We start from the raw sequence: 16,044 nt of genomic DNA, 5'->3' as shown, positions 1-16,044 counted from the left end.
CGTCATGGAAATCAAGCTTGAAAGAATTTATGAAAAACCACAAGACTTATCCGGTTACCGGATTTTGGTAGACCGCTTATGGCCTCGCGGAATCTCTAAAGTTAACGCCAAACTAGACGTTTGGGAAAAGGAAATTGCCCCTTCAAAGGAGCTTCGATCATGGTTTTCGCATGATCCTGAAAAATTTGCAGAATTTACAACCAAATATATCGCTGAATTGGATGCAAATGAAAAAACCAGTGACTTTATCTCACTAGTTTCTGAACAGTTAAAAACACAAGACGTTTTATTTTTATACGGTGCCAAAGACCAAAAGGATAATCAAGCGGTTGTGTTGAAGACATACGTTGAAAATCACTTGAATGCCTGACGGACATTAGCAATTGTTAAATCAGTAGTGCTTGGAAAAACAATGTCAGCTTCGTGTAGAATCTGCTGGTCACCCACTCCAATTGAAACCATGTTGGCAGCGTTGATTGACTGGACACCAACCAAACCGTCATCAATCCCAACACATTCACTAACATCAAGCTCAAGCATTTCAGCAGCCTTTAAGAATACATCTGGTGCAGGCTTATTGTGAGCTAGTTGGGTAACATCTACAACCTTGGTAAAGTATTTAGTCAACCCCAGCTTTTCGATTTCTAGTGGAGCATTTTGGGACGCTGAGGCAATAATCATCTGGTAGCCGTCTGCTTGTAAATCTGCAAGCAACTCATTAATTCCAGGCAATACATCACTAGGATTCATTTTTTGGAGGTACTTTAAATACCTTTTATTTTTACGGGCGGCAATCGCTTGTTTTTCAGATAGGGTATATTGATCCTGGATGCCACCTACTTGAAGAATATATTCTAGTGAATCCATTCTGTCACGGCCTTTAAGCTGTTCTTGAATGTCATCGGTCCACGTTACCCCCAATATTTCAGCAGTTTCTTGCCATGCCATTGCGTGATAGATCCAAGAATCTGTAATCACACCGTGCAAATCAAAACACCAACCTTTAATATCACCAAAATCTTGCATGCCAGCATCCCCCTCACTTACTTTTAACACTATCATAGCATGATTCAAAAATAGTCTCCTAATTGTAGTTTGGAGTAAACAAAAGGCCGTGCAAAACAATTGTTTTGCATGGCCTTTTAAACTAAAATTTAGTCATTACGTACTGCATTAAAGATCCACGTAACACCGTATTTATCGACAATTTGCCCATAACGATTTCCACTGGACTTCTTCTCAAACGTTACAATGACTTTTACTTCTTCAGAATTGACAGCTTGTTTATACAAAGCTTCCATCTCAGAAACTGCGTCAGAATCGTTTAAGTCAACTTTGAACATCAAAGAAATCAATGAGGATACTACCGGCTTGCCAAGAAAACTGTCGGCACACCAGATTTCCTTGCCCCAGATTTTAAAGTGACCATTCATGGTCATGCTTTCTAGGTCAACGTCATCATTAAATGCCATCTCAGCAGCCTGCTTTACGGTTGGAGCTTCCCGAAAAATATCGGTAGCACCAAATACCCGTTTATAGTATTCAAGAGCATCTTTTGTGTTCTCAAATGTGAGATATGGAATTAATTCTTGATTCATGAGGTCAACAACCCTTACGTTTGTTTTTGTACAGCCATAAGAATACCTTAAAACCGCTATCACGTCAATTTTAGGGCGAACAAATGGCTCTATATCAGCATTTATAAAATTTTAAGGAGGAAACAAATTTGCAATTAGCTGCCACAATTTTTGTATTAAATGCACTCTATATTTCCATTAATACATTCCGAACTATGTTGGTCGTCAAGGGGCACCGCTTTTTGGCGCCCGTGGTCGCGGTCGTCGAGGAATCAATTTACGTTATGGCCTTGGCAATCGCCTTGCAGCACATTGATAGTCCACTAAACATTGCTGCATACGCCATTGGATTTGGAGTTGGTATTTACATCGGAATCGTAATTGAAGATAAAATCGCTTTAGGTTACGTTAATTTTGAGGTCACCGTCCAAATCGATCCTGATAACCCAGTTCATAAGAAAAATGAAGATCTTCCAGAAATGCTGAGGGAGTTAGGTTATGGAGTTACGGTTTCCCATGCCGAAGGCCGATATGGCGCCCGTTTAGTACTCAACATTTTGGCACCAAGAAAGGCTGACCGTAGACTAATGGAGCAGATTAAAGAAATCTCTCCTGACGCCTTCATAATGGTTCAAGAACCCGTTCAACTTTCTGGTGGGTTCTGGAGTAAAGAAGTTGATCGTCGCTATCACAGCGTTAATAAACGTTAATTTTTGTCATCAAAGAGTCCTAGTTGCCATAAATTTTCCTTAATGGCTTCGACGGACTCTTTTATTTTGGGATTATCGTCACGATTTTTCTTTGGTTCTGCATTTTCAGGCTTTTTAGCCGAATTTACTTTGATGCTCTTTGTTGCCTGCTTTGAAACCTGATGAGGCTTGGGAACAGTTACTTCTTTGCCAGCCGTCATCTGGTCCATCGTCTTGTTTAATAATTCATCAACATAAACATTGCCATCGTTATCTGCGTGGCCCTTGGTCCATGAGTAAACAATGTTTGTGAACTTGGGTAACAGTTTATCAATATCTTGCCAAAGCTCACGGTTTTTCAACTCACCTTGGCTTCGTTTGTACCCACGTTTCCGCCAGCCAGCTAACCAACCAAGCGTGATTGCATCAAGAACGTACTTGGAATCGGCAATTACGTGCACCTTTTTTTCGTTGAGTTCTTCATCGACCAGGTACTGAAGAGCATTGCGCAACCCCATAATTTCCATGCGGTTATTTGTAGCTCCAAACTCTCCACCAGTACCAGGAATCCTAACGCCATCTTTAATAATCAAATAAGCCCATGCGGCAGGATCTGTATCCTTTACATGGCCCCCAGCGACATTCCCGTGATTGCGAGATCCGCCGTCAGTGTAAACCACAATTTCTGAATCATTAGGTTCCGAAGTAACTAAATTGCCGTTTCCACCCTTACCGGCAATAAAATCTTCCGCTTCCTTTTTTGTCTGAAAGCTTTTGAAAACAGCTCCTGGAAACTTAGAAATTTGCTTTTGTGCGGCAGGCCAAGTTGTGTAAACTCCTGGTTGCCTACCCTTTTTTACTGCGTAAAATTTAATAAAATTCAACCTCCAAATTAAAACAAAGTAACATAAAATTCTTAATAATCAATTATATTTTTTCCATTGTTCTTTTCAATTAGATAAATCTATGCGAAAATATTAGCAAAGGGGGCAATCGCAATGACCCAATTAAACGCAACACTAATTAGTGTTGAAGAAGCTAAGGCGCTGCTCAAAGATCGTTCAGATCAAATTAACGAGCGGTTCCCACAATTAAAACGTCAAGGTAAGTATATACTACCTGATTATCGCTTGACCAGAAAACGTGAGGCATTTAAGATTCGTAAGCACACTTTTTTGGCGAGACATGCTCGTTCATATGTAGCTTTTGACTCTGAAAATGGTCAAACACTTTGGATGCACAACTTTTCCAGTTTAACTGAAGCACTGTTCTGGCTCGATACAGGTCTTAAGCCTGGTGATACAGATTCAAGTTCTTCATATAAGCAATGGAAAGTTAAGCATGAAGACGACATCGTTGAGTTAAAGGACGTTTTAAAGAGCAGATCCAAGAAAAAAAAGGCAGCGGCGGCTGCCAAGAAGAAAAGTTAACACAAAAACGGCTTAGGTTTAATACCTAAGCCGTTTTTTCATCTAGAATGACTGGCTGCAAAGCTTCGGCCATTCAATATTTGCGCTAATTCCCCCGCACTTAGTAACCTTCCGCGGCAAACCACGAAATCATCGATCTCAACGATTGGTAACGGACATGATTTAGCATTCTTCAAAATCCGTCTAACTTCCCAATTCTGAACGTTCTCTAGTTTATGGTTGTTACAGTAAACAACCTCAAATGTAAATCCCCGGGTGTATTCACGAAGCGCATCACTGTCAATTGGCTTGACCTGACCGTTGCCAATGGTGTTTGGAACTCCCATAAGTTCCTGAATCATTTGTAGTTGGGGACTATCGTATCCTTCATCTATGTAGTAAACAATTTGGTGTTTTTGCATGATCTTCTCCTTCTGTATGAATACTCCCCTCGTGGTTTTCTATGATACACCGCCAATAGCGCGATTTCTGTGACAATTTGAAAAAAATTATATTTCAAAATGAATACGATTAAATTACCTTTATTACTAACAACTATTGAACGATTTAAAATCTGACCTACAATTGTGGTGAGGTGATTTTTATGAATGAGCAATGGTTGCACCAACTACCTCTAACTGGGATCAAAACCGCAACCCCAGTTGGTGGTGGAGACGTTAACGAAGCTTACAAACTTGACACAGATGACGGGACATTATTCCTCCTTACTCAGCCAGGCCGAGATGCTGACTTTTACGCAGGCGAAATTGCCGGGCTTAAGGAATTCGCAAATGCAGATATCTTGGCTCCCCGCGTAATTGCCAACGGTGAAATCCAGGGAGATGCTTACCTACTAATTACATATTTTGAATCGGGTATGGGGAGTCAATCCGATTTAGGAAAACTGGTAGCCAAATTACATCACCACATCAGCCCTAACGGACAGTTTGGTTTTGACACCAAATATCAGGGAAATGAACTTGAGTTTGATAATGCATGGACAGATTCCTGGACGGAAATTTTTGTTGAACGTCGTCTAGACAAACTTCGCGACGCAATTTTAGAGCACAACTTGTGGTCACCTGCTGAACTTGAACAATACCGAAAGGTCCGCCAAATTATCATAGATAAGCTGGCAGCCCACCACAGCGAGCCTTCACTTTTACACGGCGATCTTTGGGGAGGCAATTATATGTTTACCGATATCGGTCAGCCTGCCCTAATCGACCCATCATCATTTTATGGTGACCGCGAGTTTGATTTAGGTGTCACAACGGTATTTGGTGGGTTTGATGCTAACTTTTATCAGGCCTATAACGAGGCTTACCCGCTGGATGAGGGTTCAGACCAACGAATTGAATTTTACCGAATGTACTACTTAATGGTTCACCTGGTTAAGTTTGGTTCAATGTACGCAAGTGGAGTCCAATCAGAAATGAATAAGATTCAAGGATTCTAATAAAACATGAAGGTCAACCGAAAATTGGTTGACCTTTTTTTATCCAGATATTTGTAATTGGGGTATTCTCAAACTAATGGTGCGGGGAGGGGATCGGAAGCAATGAGACAACTAATTACCAAAAATAAAATGAAAGAATACCTACACGAATTAACTAAGAATAAGTATTGGTACTTAATGCTTAGCTTATCAATTATTCTCATATTCGCGGAGTCACTCGGATTTGCTTCCAGTTTACTTTCACATGAATCACTGGACTCATCAACTGGAGTTGATACTTATGGATTAAAAGATTTATTAGTTTTATTCAAGGGATATTTGCACATCGTTTTAAATGCATTAATACTAACAATTATTCCTACCAAATTTTTCTCGTCAGTTTGGTTATCAATTAGCACCACCGTTCCTTTTTCAATAGCTATCTTTACACTAGCAATCGATTTTTTGGGGATTCTCTCCCAGCCACTATTAGCGGTGTTAAGCATCGTCACATCTTTTGGGGCCATTATCTGGTGCTTACTAAATTTAAAAATTGTTTTTGACATAAATGAAAATTATCATGAAAACCTTCAATATAGATACCAGAGTTTATTTATAATTAATTGGATTCGGGCAGTTGGTACTGCACTAAAGCCTGTCTGGATAATATACATCGTGGCGTTCATTTTGACTCTGGTTCCACTATCTTTAAAATAATGGTATAAAAAAACTCGAAGCCCCTTCAGGCTTCGAGTTTTCTATTAGAAGAACAACTTAACTACTAAAATTGAGAACAATAACAAAATGATTGATGAAATAATTGCAGCTAAGAATACATTCTTTCCACGCTGGAAAATGACTTTAAAGTTAACACTCATTCCAAGAGCGGCCATTGCCATCCCTAAGAATAGGTATGCAGCCTTAACCAATAGGGCCAACAAGCTGGCACCCAATGGTAAGAAAGTTCCAATCACACTGGCGATGATAAAGCCAGCCATAAACCATGGAATTGGTAGCTTTGCCTTTTCAGTATTACCAGTTTCTTTGGCATTACTACGTTGGTACCAAGCACCAATAATCAAACTTGCTGGAGCTAACATCAAAACCCGTGAAAGCTTTGTGATGATTGAAGCATCCAAACTGACAGGACCACCGGCACTACCAGCAGCAACCGCATGAGCAATTTCGTGCAGTGAAGCACCGGTCATAACACCAAATTGAGTTGGAGTTAAGTGCAACAATGGCTTGATTCCAATATCTACTAAAGTAAAGACAGTTCCTAAGATAGCAACAATCGCAACAGCCAACACTTCGTTTTCGTGTTGATGTTCAGCTTGTTCTTCCGGAACCTTGATTTGGGGTGAAATCCCCATTACTGCAGCAGCACCACAAATTCCAGTACCACCAGCAGCTAAAATAGCTAATTCTTTTTCAACGTGTAACTTGCGAGAAATTGTATAAGTCAGGATGATAGTTCCCGTTACAACAACAACCGCCAATAAAATTGTCTTGACTCCAGCACGAGCTAGGTCAATCAAGTTAAGCTTAAATCCTAATAAAATAATTCCTAAACGCAAAAATTTATTTGAAATAAAGCCAATTCCAATTTTGGCATTTTCAACTGGTGTTTTAAACACCTGAAATACCATTCCCATAATTAGGGAAATAACCAGCGCACCAATCAAGCTAAGATATGGCAAACCAGCCATGAAAGTTCCAATCAGCGCACAAATCAAAGTTAGAATTGCCGCAAGACCGAAACTCTTCATTTCCAAAATACTATAATTCTTCATTCTCATCCCTCCGTAGATAATAATAGCTTACCAAAGTCGTTGTATAATTCAAAATTATTAAGTATGATACCCATATAAGTACAACTTATGAGGTGATTTTATGCTGGATTCAAAATACACAACGTTTCTAACTCTATACAAAACCAAGTCCTACACAGAAACCGCCAAGCAACTATTCGTTACCCAACCTGCCGTTTCTCAGAAGGTTCGGGCACTGCAACAAGAACTCAATTTAAAACTAGTAGATTACAACAAATCAAAACTGACATTCACTCAAGAAGGAACCGAATTAGCTAGGCTAATTGAGCGTACCGAAACTCAAACTCAGCAAGTGCTAGCACAAATCTCTGATTCCCAACAAGTCAAAAGCATTTCGTTTGGTACCACCCTATCCTTCAATGAAATGATTGAGCCTGAATTCATTAAATCTTTGACGCGAACTTATCCAAGAATCAACTGTACGGTAAAAAACACCACTACGATTATCGAGCAACTAGCCAGTGGGGAAATTGAATTTGGGTTGATTGAAGGAAACTTTGAGCGTCAAAATTTTGCTAGTATTCCAATTAGTACTGATAAGTTCATTGGTGTATGCAGCGCCGATAGCCCTTTAAGCCAAGCAAAGGTAAGTATCAAGGATATTTTAAACAGGCAGTTGCTGATTCGTGAACCTGGCTCAGGAAGCCGGTTTATCTTTGAAAATTGGTTAGCTAGTATGAATTATGATCTAGATGATTTCGCAAAAGTTATTTCGATTGGCGATATTGTCACTATTCAGCAATTACTGAGCGAAAATGTCGGAATTAGTTTTATGTATGAATCAGCAGTTAATTCACTGCCTCAGTATTTTCACTTAAGTACTTTTGAATTAGCTGACTTTGATATTAATCATGAGCTAAGCCTAGTTTACATCCCCGGAACCCCAAAAGAAAAGACGTTTGCGAAGATAGCGGAACAAATTTCAGACATTTTGAAGTGAAGGACTTAATTAAAAGAAGAGACGATGTTTTTAACATCGTCTCTTCTCTTTAACGTTCCCTAAATCGATTATCAACCTGCTTAGGCTCCGTTTTTACCAAAACTTCTCCATTATGAATTGAGTACAAAACTTCAGAACGTTCATTAAGCGCATTATAGAAGTTATCATTATTCATGATAATGCAGTTTGCCGGCTTACCCACTTCAATTCCGTAGTGGTCAGTCACATGCATTGCTTTAGCACCATTAAACGTAATGAATTGATATGAGTTCAAAATATCGTTGTATCCCATCAAGTGACCAACGTGAAGCCCCATGTGCAAGGCATCAAGCATATTACCATTTCCCATTGGGTACCAAGGATCCTTAATATCATCTTCACCAAATGCAACATTAATGCCATCCTCGTGGAGTTCCTTGACCCTTGTCATCCCTCTACGCTTTGGATAGGTATCAAACCTACCACCAAGATTAGTATTTACTAGCGGATTAGCAATGAAGTTAATGTTGGACATCTTTAATAATCTAAATAGTTTATATGCGTAAGCATCATTATATGATCCCATTGCTGTAGTATGACTAGCTGTCACCTTATCGCCCATCTTGCTTTCAAGAGCTAGGGTTGCTAAGGTTTCCAAACTACGTGATTGAGGATCATCAATTTCGTCACAGTGAACATCAACCAATTTATCCTTTTGTTCAGCTAGCTTCATCAAAAATTTGAGTGATTCAACTGCGTATTCACGGGTAAACTCGAAGTGAGGAATTCCACCAATGGCATCAGCACCTAAATCAGCTGCCTCTGTCATCAATTCCTTTCCGTTTGGAAATGATAGGATTCCTTCTTGTGGGAAGGCAACCAACTGAAGTTCTACCTGGTCCTTAACCTCTTCGCGAACTTCAATCAACGCCTTCAATGCAGTCAAGTTAGGATCAGTCACGTCCACGTGGCTGCGAACAAACTGGATTCCATTTGCGACTTGGGTTTTGATTGCTTGTTTGGCCCTAGTTTTAACATCTTCTTTAGTGAGTGTCTTTTTCCGTTCACTCCAAATCCGAATTCCGTCAAACAGAGTTCCGGTTTGGTTCCACTCAGGATCACCAGCAGTCATTGTGGCATCCAAATGAACGTGCGGATCAACAAATGGTGGCAGTAGTAGTTTATCCGTGGCATCAATAACCTGCTCGCCATCATGAGCAGAAATTGTCTTGGCAATTTCGACAAACTTACCACCTTCAATACGGACGTCTTGTGCAGCCTCCGCATTTTGAATGTGAACATTTTTAATTAACATCGTTATACCCCCGAGCTATAGTCTCAGTAAATTATAGCTCAAAAAGCGCTTGCTGTTGGAGATATTTATAATTCAGTGTGATAATGTTCTTAGAAGTTTTTGAAAGGGGTAAAGATGCCAATTGATAAATGTTGATAAAAAGCTACCATTGCCAAGAATGCTTACCCTTGGTTTCATCATTATAATTATCGTTGGAACGCTATTACTAAGCCTACCGATTGCAACTCGCTCCGGGCAAAGTACCAATTACATAGATGCATTTTTCACGGCCACATCAGCTACTTGCATTACCGGAATGACTGTTGTTAACACCGCGATTCACTGGAGCATTTTTGGTAAAGTCGTGATTTTGGCACTTGTAGAAATTGGTGGATTAGGATTTATGACTTTCGCCGTTCTATTATTCATATTCTTACGCCGGAAAGTTGACCTAACAACGTCACTTCTGACCCAACAATCATTAAATTTACAATCGGCTGCCAACATTTATAGTGTTGTGCGCCTAGTTGTGAATTTTTCATTATTGATTCAAGCACTGGGAACCATCCTCTTGTTTGCGGATTTTGGTTCCCGATACGGTTTTTGGAAGGGACTGGGGTACAGCATTTTTCACTCGATTAGCGCCTTTTGTAACGCTGGGTTTGATCTATATCCAAATTCATTAACCCGATTTGCAGGCGATCCTTACCTGCTGTTAGTTCTGTCTGGATTGATTATCTCTGGGTCACTCGGTTTCCTTGTCTGGAAAGATATTCTCTTCTTCCACGAGGATCGACGATTGTCACTCCACACAAAGTTAGCCCTGACTACTTATCTTGGTCTAATCGTCATTAGTTTCGTAGTTTTCTTAGCCACTGAACGCAACTTTGGTGATCACTCACAGCTTAACTTTTTCCAACGGCTGGTTGACACCTTCTTCGTTTCAGTTACTCCACGAACAGCTGGGTTTTACATTTTTAACTACAACAGTTTTTCTGATGCTGGGGTTTTGTTTACCATCGTCCTTATGTTTATCGGTGGTACACCAGGTTCAACTGCCGGTGGTATCAAAACCACTACGGTTGGGATTCTGCTAATCAAAGTGTGGTCGATTTTACGAGGAAAACGCGATGCGACGTTCATGGGCAGACGGTTTTCTGACGATAACGTCAACCGTTCCTTAACCCTTGGATTTTTGGTTACTGTCACCCTCGCAATCGCAGCACTGTTCTTACTGATGACTGAATCGATTCCCCGGCACATGGGATTTGAATACATTGTGTTCGATGTGGTCTCTGCATTTGGAACGACCGGCCTGACACTAGGATTAACCCCTAACCTAACATGGATTGGAAAACTGATTTTCTGCGCATTAATGTTCATGGGAAGAGTCGGAATCTTCACCGTTATGTATTCTGTATTGACATCTAAGCACCCTGACGATGAATTCAGGTACCCAGAAGAAAACGTTATGATTGGATAAAGGAGCGTCATTAATATGAAGAAGAACTACGCCGTAATTGGCTTAGGACTTTTTGGTGGTAGCATTGTCGACACACTAGTCGAACATGGCCAAGAGGTTCTGGTCATTGACGAAAAAGAAGAGTTAGTTGAGCAATACCGGGACATTGCCACTTCGGCAGTCGTTGCTGATGCTCAAAATGAGTTGGCATTAAAACAACTGGATATTGGTAACTTTGATAACGTCTTTATTTCAATTGCAACCGATATTGAGGCCAGCATTATGGCAACGATGATTTGTAAAGAGTTAGGCGTTAAGCATTTAATCTGCAAGGCGGAAAATAAGCGCCACGCCCGGGTTTTAAAACGTTTAGGTGCGGATGAAATTATCCAACCGGAACGAGATATGGGACGGCGAATCGCTTTGCACACCATGGATCCAAAAATTATTGGTGATTTAAAGTTATCAGGAACCTTGTCAGTAGCTGAATTAGAAATGTCTAACGATGATTTAACTGAAAAGTCACTAAATGATTTGGATCTTACCAATCGTTATGGGATTACATTAATTGCGGTTTCTCGTGCTGACAAGAGCGATACCTTTATTGCCAAACAAGATACAGTCTTGCACGACAACGACATCATTACCGTAATTGGCGACCAAGCGGCAGTAGAGAAGTTTGAAAAGTTGGCTACGGAAGAATAAATTTTATTAAAAAGTAACTATCAGACAGTGAATATAAATTTTTAAATTAAAATGAGCTACGATGTTGATACATCATAGCTCATTTTTTCACGCTTAAATCCCTGTCTGTCACGAATTAACAGCTAACCAGAGATAAGTTCCACCTCTTCAGCCTTATCTTTCCATCCACTTTTCAAAAATAAAGTTAATCGTCTGCTTATCCTTACCTTTATCATTTTTCTCAGCGTCCTGTAATAACTTTCGGACGTCATTAAACAGCTTATCTTCCGCTTCCTTACTGAGTTGAGCAGTATCGGTTAGATAAGAACTATGAATCTGCTGTTTATAATCCGTTGCCTTACCATACATCTTAGTATCGTATTGCAAAGAATCTAAAAACCGTTGATTTGTATACAACAGCCACTGAGCAACTTCATCGCTATGGTCTGCAACCCAAGCTGCTGAAACGTCCATTTCATTTCCATCAAATTCTTGGTTTGCATCTCTAAATCCTGCACTTGAATAATAGTATTCTTGTAAATTTTTAACGCTCTTAACGTTTACAATTTCTAAAAGCCCCGCGTCAACCAATTTCTTAATTTTATAATACAACTGGCTAACTGGCACTCCTGCCTTCTCAGATATCTTTTTTGCGGTTACTCCTTCAGAAACATTTGTCACTTTTAGAATTAGTACTATTTTTTCATCACTCATCAATTTAGCAAACTCAGACACTCTTTTTACGCTCATTTGTTTCACCTCGAAATTATAATAGACTCTTGACAAAATAATATCAAACGGATAAGTTTATGATAACGTTAAAATATTTTTAAACGATAAAATTGTTTTATAGGTGATTGTGATGACAAAAAAATTAGAAGCAATCAATGATTATCCTCAGACGATTACAGAGGCGGAATCCAAAGTCCAGATGTTAAAAGAAATTATCGGTAATCTTTTCAACTCATTTAGTAGTAACATGTTCTCTCTTGCTCTTGGTTTAATGCTACTACGAACCACAAACTCTCCTATTGCGTTTGGAATTGAATCAGCTATCACTCCCATTGTCAGTCTCCTTGCGATGATTCCAGTCGGCACTATCACAGATAGATATCCTCATAAGCAAATTTTAATTATTTGCTCACTAATAAAAATTGCTACCCTAATTTTATTTGGATTAATAATTAATTACTTTTCAGGTTTTTCTAAACTGATTCCAGTAATATTATTACTAACTATCATTTCAACTACTAACAGCTTTTCAACCACTACATACACTGCATCTGTCAAAGAACTAGTTAATCAAAACTTCATCCCCCGTCTGGGATCTTTAAATCAATCTGCGTCAGCCATGTCTTCTGTGTTAGCTCCAATTGTTGGTGTTGCACTTTACTCCGTAGTACGGTTCGATGTGTTCATATTGATTTCAGTTATCGTATCACTCATTTGGCTTGGACTGACTATCTCAATGAAGTTTCATTACCAACCGTCTAATTTAAACATAAATCCAAATATTAATAATTCCATAGTTGGTCAAATTAAAGAATTCAAGGAAGGCTTAAATTACATTACCACTCGTAAAATCATGAGGGATTTTATTTTAGTAGGCTGTATGATTAACTTTTTATTTGTTGCAGTCACAGTTGGACTTCCCTACACAATCATCCACCATCTCCATGCAGGTAATTCAGTGGTAGGAGTAATAGATGGACTCTTTTCGGCAGGAATATTAACCGGAAGCATTCTATTGAGCATCTTCCCGAGTCAGAAACATTTATTAGGAAAAATCATTACTCCTCTCATAATTACTAGCTTGGTAATGTTTCTAATCGGAATTTACACTTTAACTTACACCGCAGCGTTCTCATTCACAGTACTTTGTTCCTGTTCATTGGCAATTATGGGAGCCTTTAATTCTGTTCTAAACATTTCCACCTCAGTTTATATGCAATTAACAATTCCGACGTATTTACTTGGACGGGTAATGTCGACATTCACGTCGCTGATAACTTGTATTTCCCCACTAGGATCAATAATATTTATGTTTGCTTTTAAAGTTTTCAGTAATGGAGCATATATTTTCATTGGAACTGGGGCACTACTATTTATCTATGTTGTGCTGCTAACTCCTTTGTTGATAAGAGATATAAAGAATGATTTGAAACATACTAGAATATAAAAAAATAAGCCAAGCTCTCCACGAATTTGTGGAAAACCTGGCTTATCTTATTAAAGGCAAAACTCATGTTTCACCCCTTTTTGAACTAGCAAGTAAAAACTACTTAGCTGGCTTTGACTTCAAGAATCTTTGAAGGTCAGCAATTTGTTTGTTACGTTTTGCATCGTTCTTTTGGTTAATTGGACGACGTCCTTGAACGCCATTTGGATGACATTTACGCATTGTGAACTCTCCTTATAAACTTTAATAATTCTCATAACTTCAATAGACTTTAATATTGTACTACAACTGACCCAGAAAAATCAAACTAACATTTAAAACCCAATTGTGGTACGATTTATAGTCAAATAAACCAGTTGAGGTGATTAACAATGGCAGAACAATATCCACAAGCATTAACGATTGCAGGCTCAGACAGTGACGGAAGCGCAGGTATGCAAGCTGACTTACATACCTTCTTTAGAAGAGGTGTGTACGGAGCTTCTGTAATGACCGCTGCAGTAGCTGGTAACAGTTACGGAATTCATGACTCCGTCAATTTACCAACTAGCTTTATTGATAACGAGTTTAAGGCACTTGCAGATGATTATCACATCAAGGCTAGCAAAACTGGAATGTTATCTGACTCTGAACTTATTTTGGATGTGGTCAAAAACTATACCAAGTATGACTTTGGACCACTAGTTGTTGATCCGGTTATCACCACTAAACATGGTAACGTACTACTAGAAGAAAGTGCGTACAAAACGCTTAGGGATAAATTAATTCCACTTGCCACCGTAATTACACCTAACTTTTTTGAAACCCAAAAACTAGCTGAGATGGAAATCAACAATGAGCAGGACACGGAAGAAGCTGCTCACAAATTGCAACAATTGGGTGCCAAAAACGTAGTGTTAAAAGGCCGGCATGATAATTCAGATCAAAAACAGGTATCTGATTACGTACTGCTTGAATCTGGCGAAGGCTTTTTCCTACACGACACCTTCCATGATACTACCCGAGTAAACGGAACTGGTGACAGTCTCTCAGCATGCATTGCTGCCGAAATCGCCAAAGGCACAGATATTAAGACAGCAATTACCATTGCCAAAAAGTTTGTTAACGAAGCAATTGAAAACGAAATCTTTGTTGGTCACAAATTTGGGCCAATCAATCACTGGGCACCAAAAGAATAATTACCACTTGCCCGGATTCCAAATACGACCATCTAATTCACCTTCATGTTGTTCAATCCGCTTTCCCTGCTGGACAATAATTCGTTTTGTAGTATCAAATAATGACTTTTCAATAAACGAGGTCGTCTCTGACTGTAATTGATCAAGCTGGTCTAATAACCACTTTTGTTCATCATCCATTACTATTCCTCCTCGTCACGAATCATCTTAATGTTCATCTTGAGGTCGTCAATCTTATCTTTTCTACTATTAATAGAATCGATAATCAGATTGATGGCCTCTTTATTATTGTTGCCTTCAGCAATTGCATTTAATTGTTCGACGATCCAACTAGTTTGGTTATCCAACGTTAGTGGCTGCTTAGCCCCAACATACATAGCATAATCCCCAACTAGTTTAGCTTTTTGTGGCTCATCTAAATATGCAAACTGTTCAATTGGAAATACGGGTAAGAACTTCATTCCCGCTTTATGTGCAAACGCAGCGTATGGAGCCATCAGTTCGGAAATGGTAAAGTTTTCACTACCTCCTAACCGAAACTGAGACAGTGAATCGCCCGTAGTAACAACCACACCAAGTTCTTTTCCTGCTAGTGCTTTCTGTGCTTCAACAAATTTCCTAGTAAATACGGTTTGCATGTACTTACTTAAACTATCAGGAGATTGATACCAGTACATTGGAAACTGAAAAATGATGCGATCAGCTCGTTTTAAACGCTCCTGCTCTTTTTCAACATCGATATTTCCATCTGGATATTCAATATCAATTGGTTCGAAAAAAATATTTTGAAAAAATTTTACGGTGGTTTCTAAGAACTTTTGGGTGCCCGAATCCCTGATTTGCGGGTGTGAAACCAATATTTGGGTCTTCATTTTTATTACCTCCACCAAAATGAATGGGTTTTCATTGGTCTAGATTTGTTGTAAAATCCTCATATAAACTATAAACGGAGGTTAATCCTAATGGCAAGTTATTCAGTGCATACAGCATATCAAAACGTTGGTGCAAAAACCATTACCACTGCTGGTAACCACGAGTTCACCGCAGACCGCCCCACCAAAGTTCATGGGACAGATGCTGGTCCTACTCCAATCGAATACCTATTAGGCTCGATTGGCGCTTGCTTTGGAGCAACTGCAAGTATTCTTGCACGCCGAATGGACAACCTCGAGATTGAGAAATTTGATGTTGACGTTTCTGGTGAGACAACCGTTTTTCCAGATAAGTCTTCAAAAATTTCAAAAATCAATATTATAGTTGATTGTAAAACCAATTTAAGTAGCGATGAACAACAAAATTTTGTCGAAGAGGTCATTCACAGATGCACCGTCCACAAAACTTTGGAAGATGCAGTCGAGATGGCAATTGAGATAAAACGATAAG

At 39.2% G+C, this 16,044-nt stretch carries 21 protein-coding genes; 11 read left to right on the top strand and 10 right to left on the bottom strand.

Annotation, left to right across the window (positions count from 1 at the left end; translation table 11 throughout):
* The first annotated feature begins 4 nt into the window (after positions 1 to 4).
* Positions 5 to 370 (top strand): DUF488 domain-containing protein, encoded by a 366-nt coding sequence (locus tag PL11_RS05155; RefSeq protein WP_035167806.1) that lies wholly within the window; start codon positions 5 to 7, stop codon positions 368 to 370.
* Here the strand turns inward: PL11_RS05155 and pgmB are convergent.
* Positions 355 to 1,026: a beta-phosphoglucomutase gene (gene pgmB / locus PL11_RS05150; protein WP_035167805.1), complete on the bottom strand. Its 672-nt coding sequence runs from the start codon at positions 1,024 to 1,026 to the stop codon at positions 355 to 357. The genes PL11_RS05155 and pgmB overlap by 16 nt on opposite strands.
* A 128-nt stretch (positions 1,027 to 1,154) precedes the next feature.
* The gene (locus tag PL11_RS05145; RefSeq protein WP_035167804.1) at positions 1,155 to 1,598 is read right to left on the bottom strand and encodes a VOC family protein; all 444 of its coding nucleotides are present in this window, start codon (positions 1,596 to 1,598) and stop codon (positions 1,155 to 1,157) included.
* A gap of 128 nt (positions 1,599 to 1,726) precedes the next feature.
* Here PL11_RS05145 and PL11_RS05140 point away from each other — a divergent pair, with 128 nt between their 5' ends.
* Positions 1,727 to 2,287 carry a DUF2179 domain-containing protein gene (locus PL11_RS05140; RefSeq protein WP_035167803.1) on the top strand — a complete coding sequence of 187 codons (561 nt, stop codon included), beginning with the start codon at positions 1,727 to 1,729 and terminating at the stop codon, positions 2,285 to 2,287.
* On the opposite strand, the gene PL11_RS05135 is transcribed toward PL11_RS05140, so the two are convergent.
* A complete protein-coding gene (locus tag PL11_RS05135; protein ID WP_078256981.1) occupies positions 2,284 to 3,141 on the bottom strand; it encodes a ribonuclease H family protein in 858 nt (285 codons plus the stop codon). The genes PL11_RS05140 and PL11_RS05135 overlap by 4 nt on opposite strands.
* A gap of 123 nt (positions 3,142 to 3,264) precedes the next feature.
* Between PL11_RS05135 and PL11_RS05130 the strand changes: the two genes are divergently transcribed.
* Positions 3,265 to 3,696 carry a hypothetical protein gene (locus PL11_RS05130; RefSeq protein ID WP_035167801.1) on the top strand — a complete coding sequence of 144 codons (432 nt, stop codon included), beginning with the start codon at positions 3,265 to 3,267 and terminating at the stop codon, positions 3,694 to 3,696.
* 38 nt (positions 3,697 to 3,734) lie between these two features.
* Here the strand turns inward: PL11_RS05130 and PL11_RS05125 are convergent, their stop codons facing one another.
* Positions 3,735 to 4,097 (bottom strand): hypothetical protein, encoded by a 363-nt coding sequence (locus PL11_RS05125; RefSeq protein ID WP_035167800.1) that lies wholly within the window; start codon positions 4,095 to 4,097, stop codon positions 3,735 to 3,737.
* Between the two features lie 182 nt (positions 4,098 to 4,279).
* Between PL11_RS05125 and PL11_RS05120 the strand changes: the two genes are divergently transcribed.
* Both PL11_RS05120 and PL11_RS05115 read left to right on the top strand, forming a co-directional pair.
* Positions 4,280 to 5,134 (top strand): fructosamine kinase family protein, encoded by an 855-nt coding sequence (locus PL11_RS05120; protein ID WP_035167799.1) that lies wholly within the window; start codon positions 4,280 to 4,282, stop codon positions 5,132 to 5,134.
* Positions 5,135 to 5,236: 102 nt separating this feature from the next.
* Positions 5,237 to 5,830, top strand: coding sequence for a hypothetical protein (locus PL11_RS05115; protein ID WP_035167798.1), 594 nt, complete (start codon positions 5,237 to 5,239; stop codon positions 5,828 to 5,830).
* Between the two features lie 44 nt (positions 5,831 to 5,874).
* Here PL11_RS05115 and PL11_RS05110 read toward each other — a convergent pair whose 3' ends face one another.
* Entirely contained in the window at positions 5,875 to 6,906 is a 1,032-nt protein-coding gene (locus PL11_RS05110) for a YeiH family protein (RefSeq protein ID WP_035167797.1), read from the bottom strand.
* Positions 6,907 to 7,006: 100 nt separating this feature from the next.
* On the opposite strand from PL11_RS05110, the gene PL11_RS05105 reads away from it, so the two are divergent.
* Positions 7,007 to 7,885, top strand: coding sequence for a LysR family transcriptional regulator (locus PL11_RS05105; protein ID WP_035167796.1), 879 nt, complete (start codon positions 7,007 to 7,009; stop codon positions 7,883 to 7,885).
* A gap of 49 nt (positions 7,886 to 7,934) precedes the next feature.
* Here PL11_RS05105 and codA read toward each other — a convergent pair whose 3' ends face one another.
* Positions 7,935 to 9,179 (bottom strand): cytosine deaminase, encoded by a 1,245-nt coding sequence (gene codA / locus PL11_RS05100; protein WP_035167795.1) that lies wholly within the window; start codon positions 9,177 to 9,179, stop codon positions 7,935 to 7,937.
* 157 nt (positions 9,180 to 9,336) lie between these two features.
* Between codA and PL11_RS05095 the strand changes: the two genes are divergently transcribed.
* Together PL11_RS05095 and PL11_RS05090 are read left to right on the top strand one after the other, a co-directional pair.
* Positions 9,337 to 10,641 carry a TrkH family potassium uptake protein gene (locus tag PL11_RS05095; RefSeq protein ID WP_191982100.1) on the top strand — a complete coding sequence of 435 codons (1,305 nt, stop codon included), beginning with the start codon at positions 9,337 to 9,339 and terminating at the stop codon, positions 10,639 to 10,641.
* Between the two features lie 15 nt (positions 10,642 to 10,656).
* The gene (locus tag PL11_RS05090; RefSeq protein ID WP_035167794.1) at positions 10,657 to 11,325 is read left to right on the top strand and encodes a potassium channel family protein; all 669 of its coding nucleotides are present in this window, start codon (positions 10,657 to 10,659) and stop codon (positions 11,323 to 11,325) included.
* A 153-nt stretch (positions 11,326 to 11,478) separates the two neighbouring features.
* Here PL11_RS05090 and PL11_RS05085 read toward each other — a convergent pair whose 3' ends face one another.
* Entirely contained in the window at positions 11,479 to 12,054 is a 576-nt protein-coding gene (locus PL11_RS05085) for a winged helix-turn-helix domain-containing protein (RefSeq protein ID WP_035167793.1), read from the bottom strand.
* A gap of 112 nt (positions 12,055 to 12,166) precedes the next feature.
* Between PL11_RS05085 and PL11_RS05080 the strand changes: the two genes are divergently transcribed.
* Positions 12,167 to 13,483 carry an MFS transporter gene (locus tag PL11_RS05080; RefSeq protein ID WP_052127817.1) on the top strand — a complete coding sequence of 439 codons (1,317 nt, stop codon included), beginning with the start codon at positions 12,167 to 12,169 and terminating at the stop codon, positions 13,481 to 13,483.
* A gap of 99 nt (positions 13,484 to 13,582) precedes the next feature.
* Here PL11_RS05080 and PL11_RS10450 read toward each other — a convergent pair whose 3' ends face one another.
* A complete protein-coding gene (locus tag PL11_RS10450) occupies positions 13,583 to 13,705 on the bottom strand; it encodes a hypothetical protein (RefSeq protein WP_257787901.1) in 123 nt (40 codons plus the stop codon).
* A 149-nt stretch (positions 13,706 to 13,854) separates the two neighbouring features.
* Between PL11_RS10450 and thiD the strand changes: the two genes are divergently transcribed.
* On the top strand, positions 13,855 to 14,661 hold the full coding sequence (gene thiD / locus PL11_RS05075; protein WP_035167792.1) for a bifunctional hydroxymethylpyrimidine kinase/phosphomethylpyrimidine kinase: 807 nt from the start codon (positions 13,855 to 13,857) through the stop codon (positions 14,659 to 14,661).
* Here thiD and PL11_RS05070 read toward each other — a convergent pair whose 3' ends face one another.
* Both PL11_RS05070 and PL11_RS05065 read right to left on the bottom strand, forming a co-directional pair.
* The gene (locus PL11_RS05070) at positions 14,662 to 14,841 is read right to left on the bottom strand and encodes a hypothetical protein (protein WP_035167791.1); all 180 of its coding nucleotides are present in this window, start codon (positions 14,839 to 14,841) and stop codon (positions 14,662 to 14,664) included. It abuts the gene before it with no gap.
* A 2-nt stretch (positions 14,842 to 14,843) separates the two neighbouring features.
* Positions 14,844 to 15,533: an NAD(P)H-dependent oxidoreductase gene (locus PL11_RS05065; protein ID WP_035167790.1), complete on the bottom strand. Its 690-nt coding sequence runs from the start codon at positions 15,531 to 15,533 to the stop codon at positions 14,844 to 14,846.
* Positions 15,534 to 15,623: 90 nt separating this feature from the next.
* Between PL11_RS05065 and PL11_RS05060 the strand changes: the two genes are divergently transcribed.
* Positions 15,624 to 16,043 carry an OsmC family protein gene (locus tag PL11_RS05060; protein ID WP_035167789.1) on the top strand — a complete coding sequence of 140 codons (420 nt, stop codon included), beginning with the start codon at positions 15,624 to 15,626 and terminating at the stop codon, positions 16,041 to 16,043.
* Position 16,044 lies beyond the last annotated feature (1 nt).

Source organism: Lentilactobacillus curieae (assembly GCF_000785105.2).
Taxonomy (GTDB): domain Bacteria; phylum Bacillota; class Bacilli; order Lactobacillales; family Lactobacillaceae; genus Lentilactobacillus; species Lentilactobacillus curieae.
Note: the sequence above shows the minus strand (reverse complement) of the source record. Positions and strands in the feature narration are given on the sequence as shown.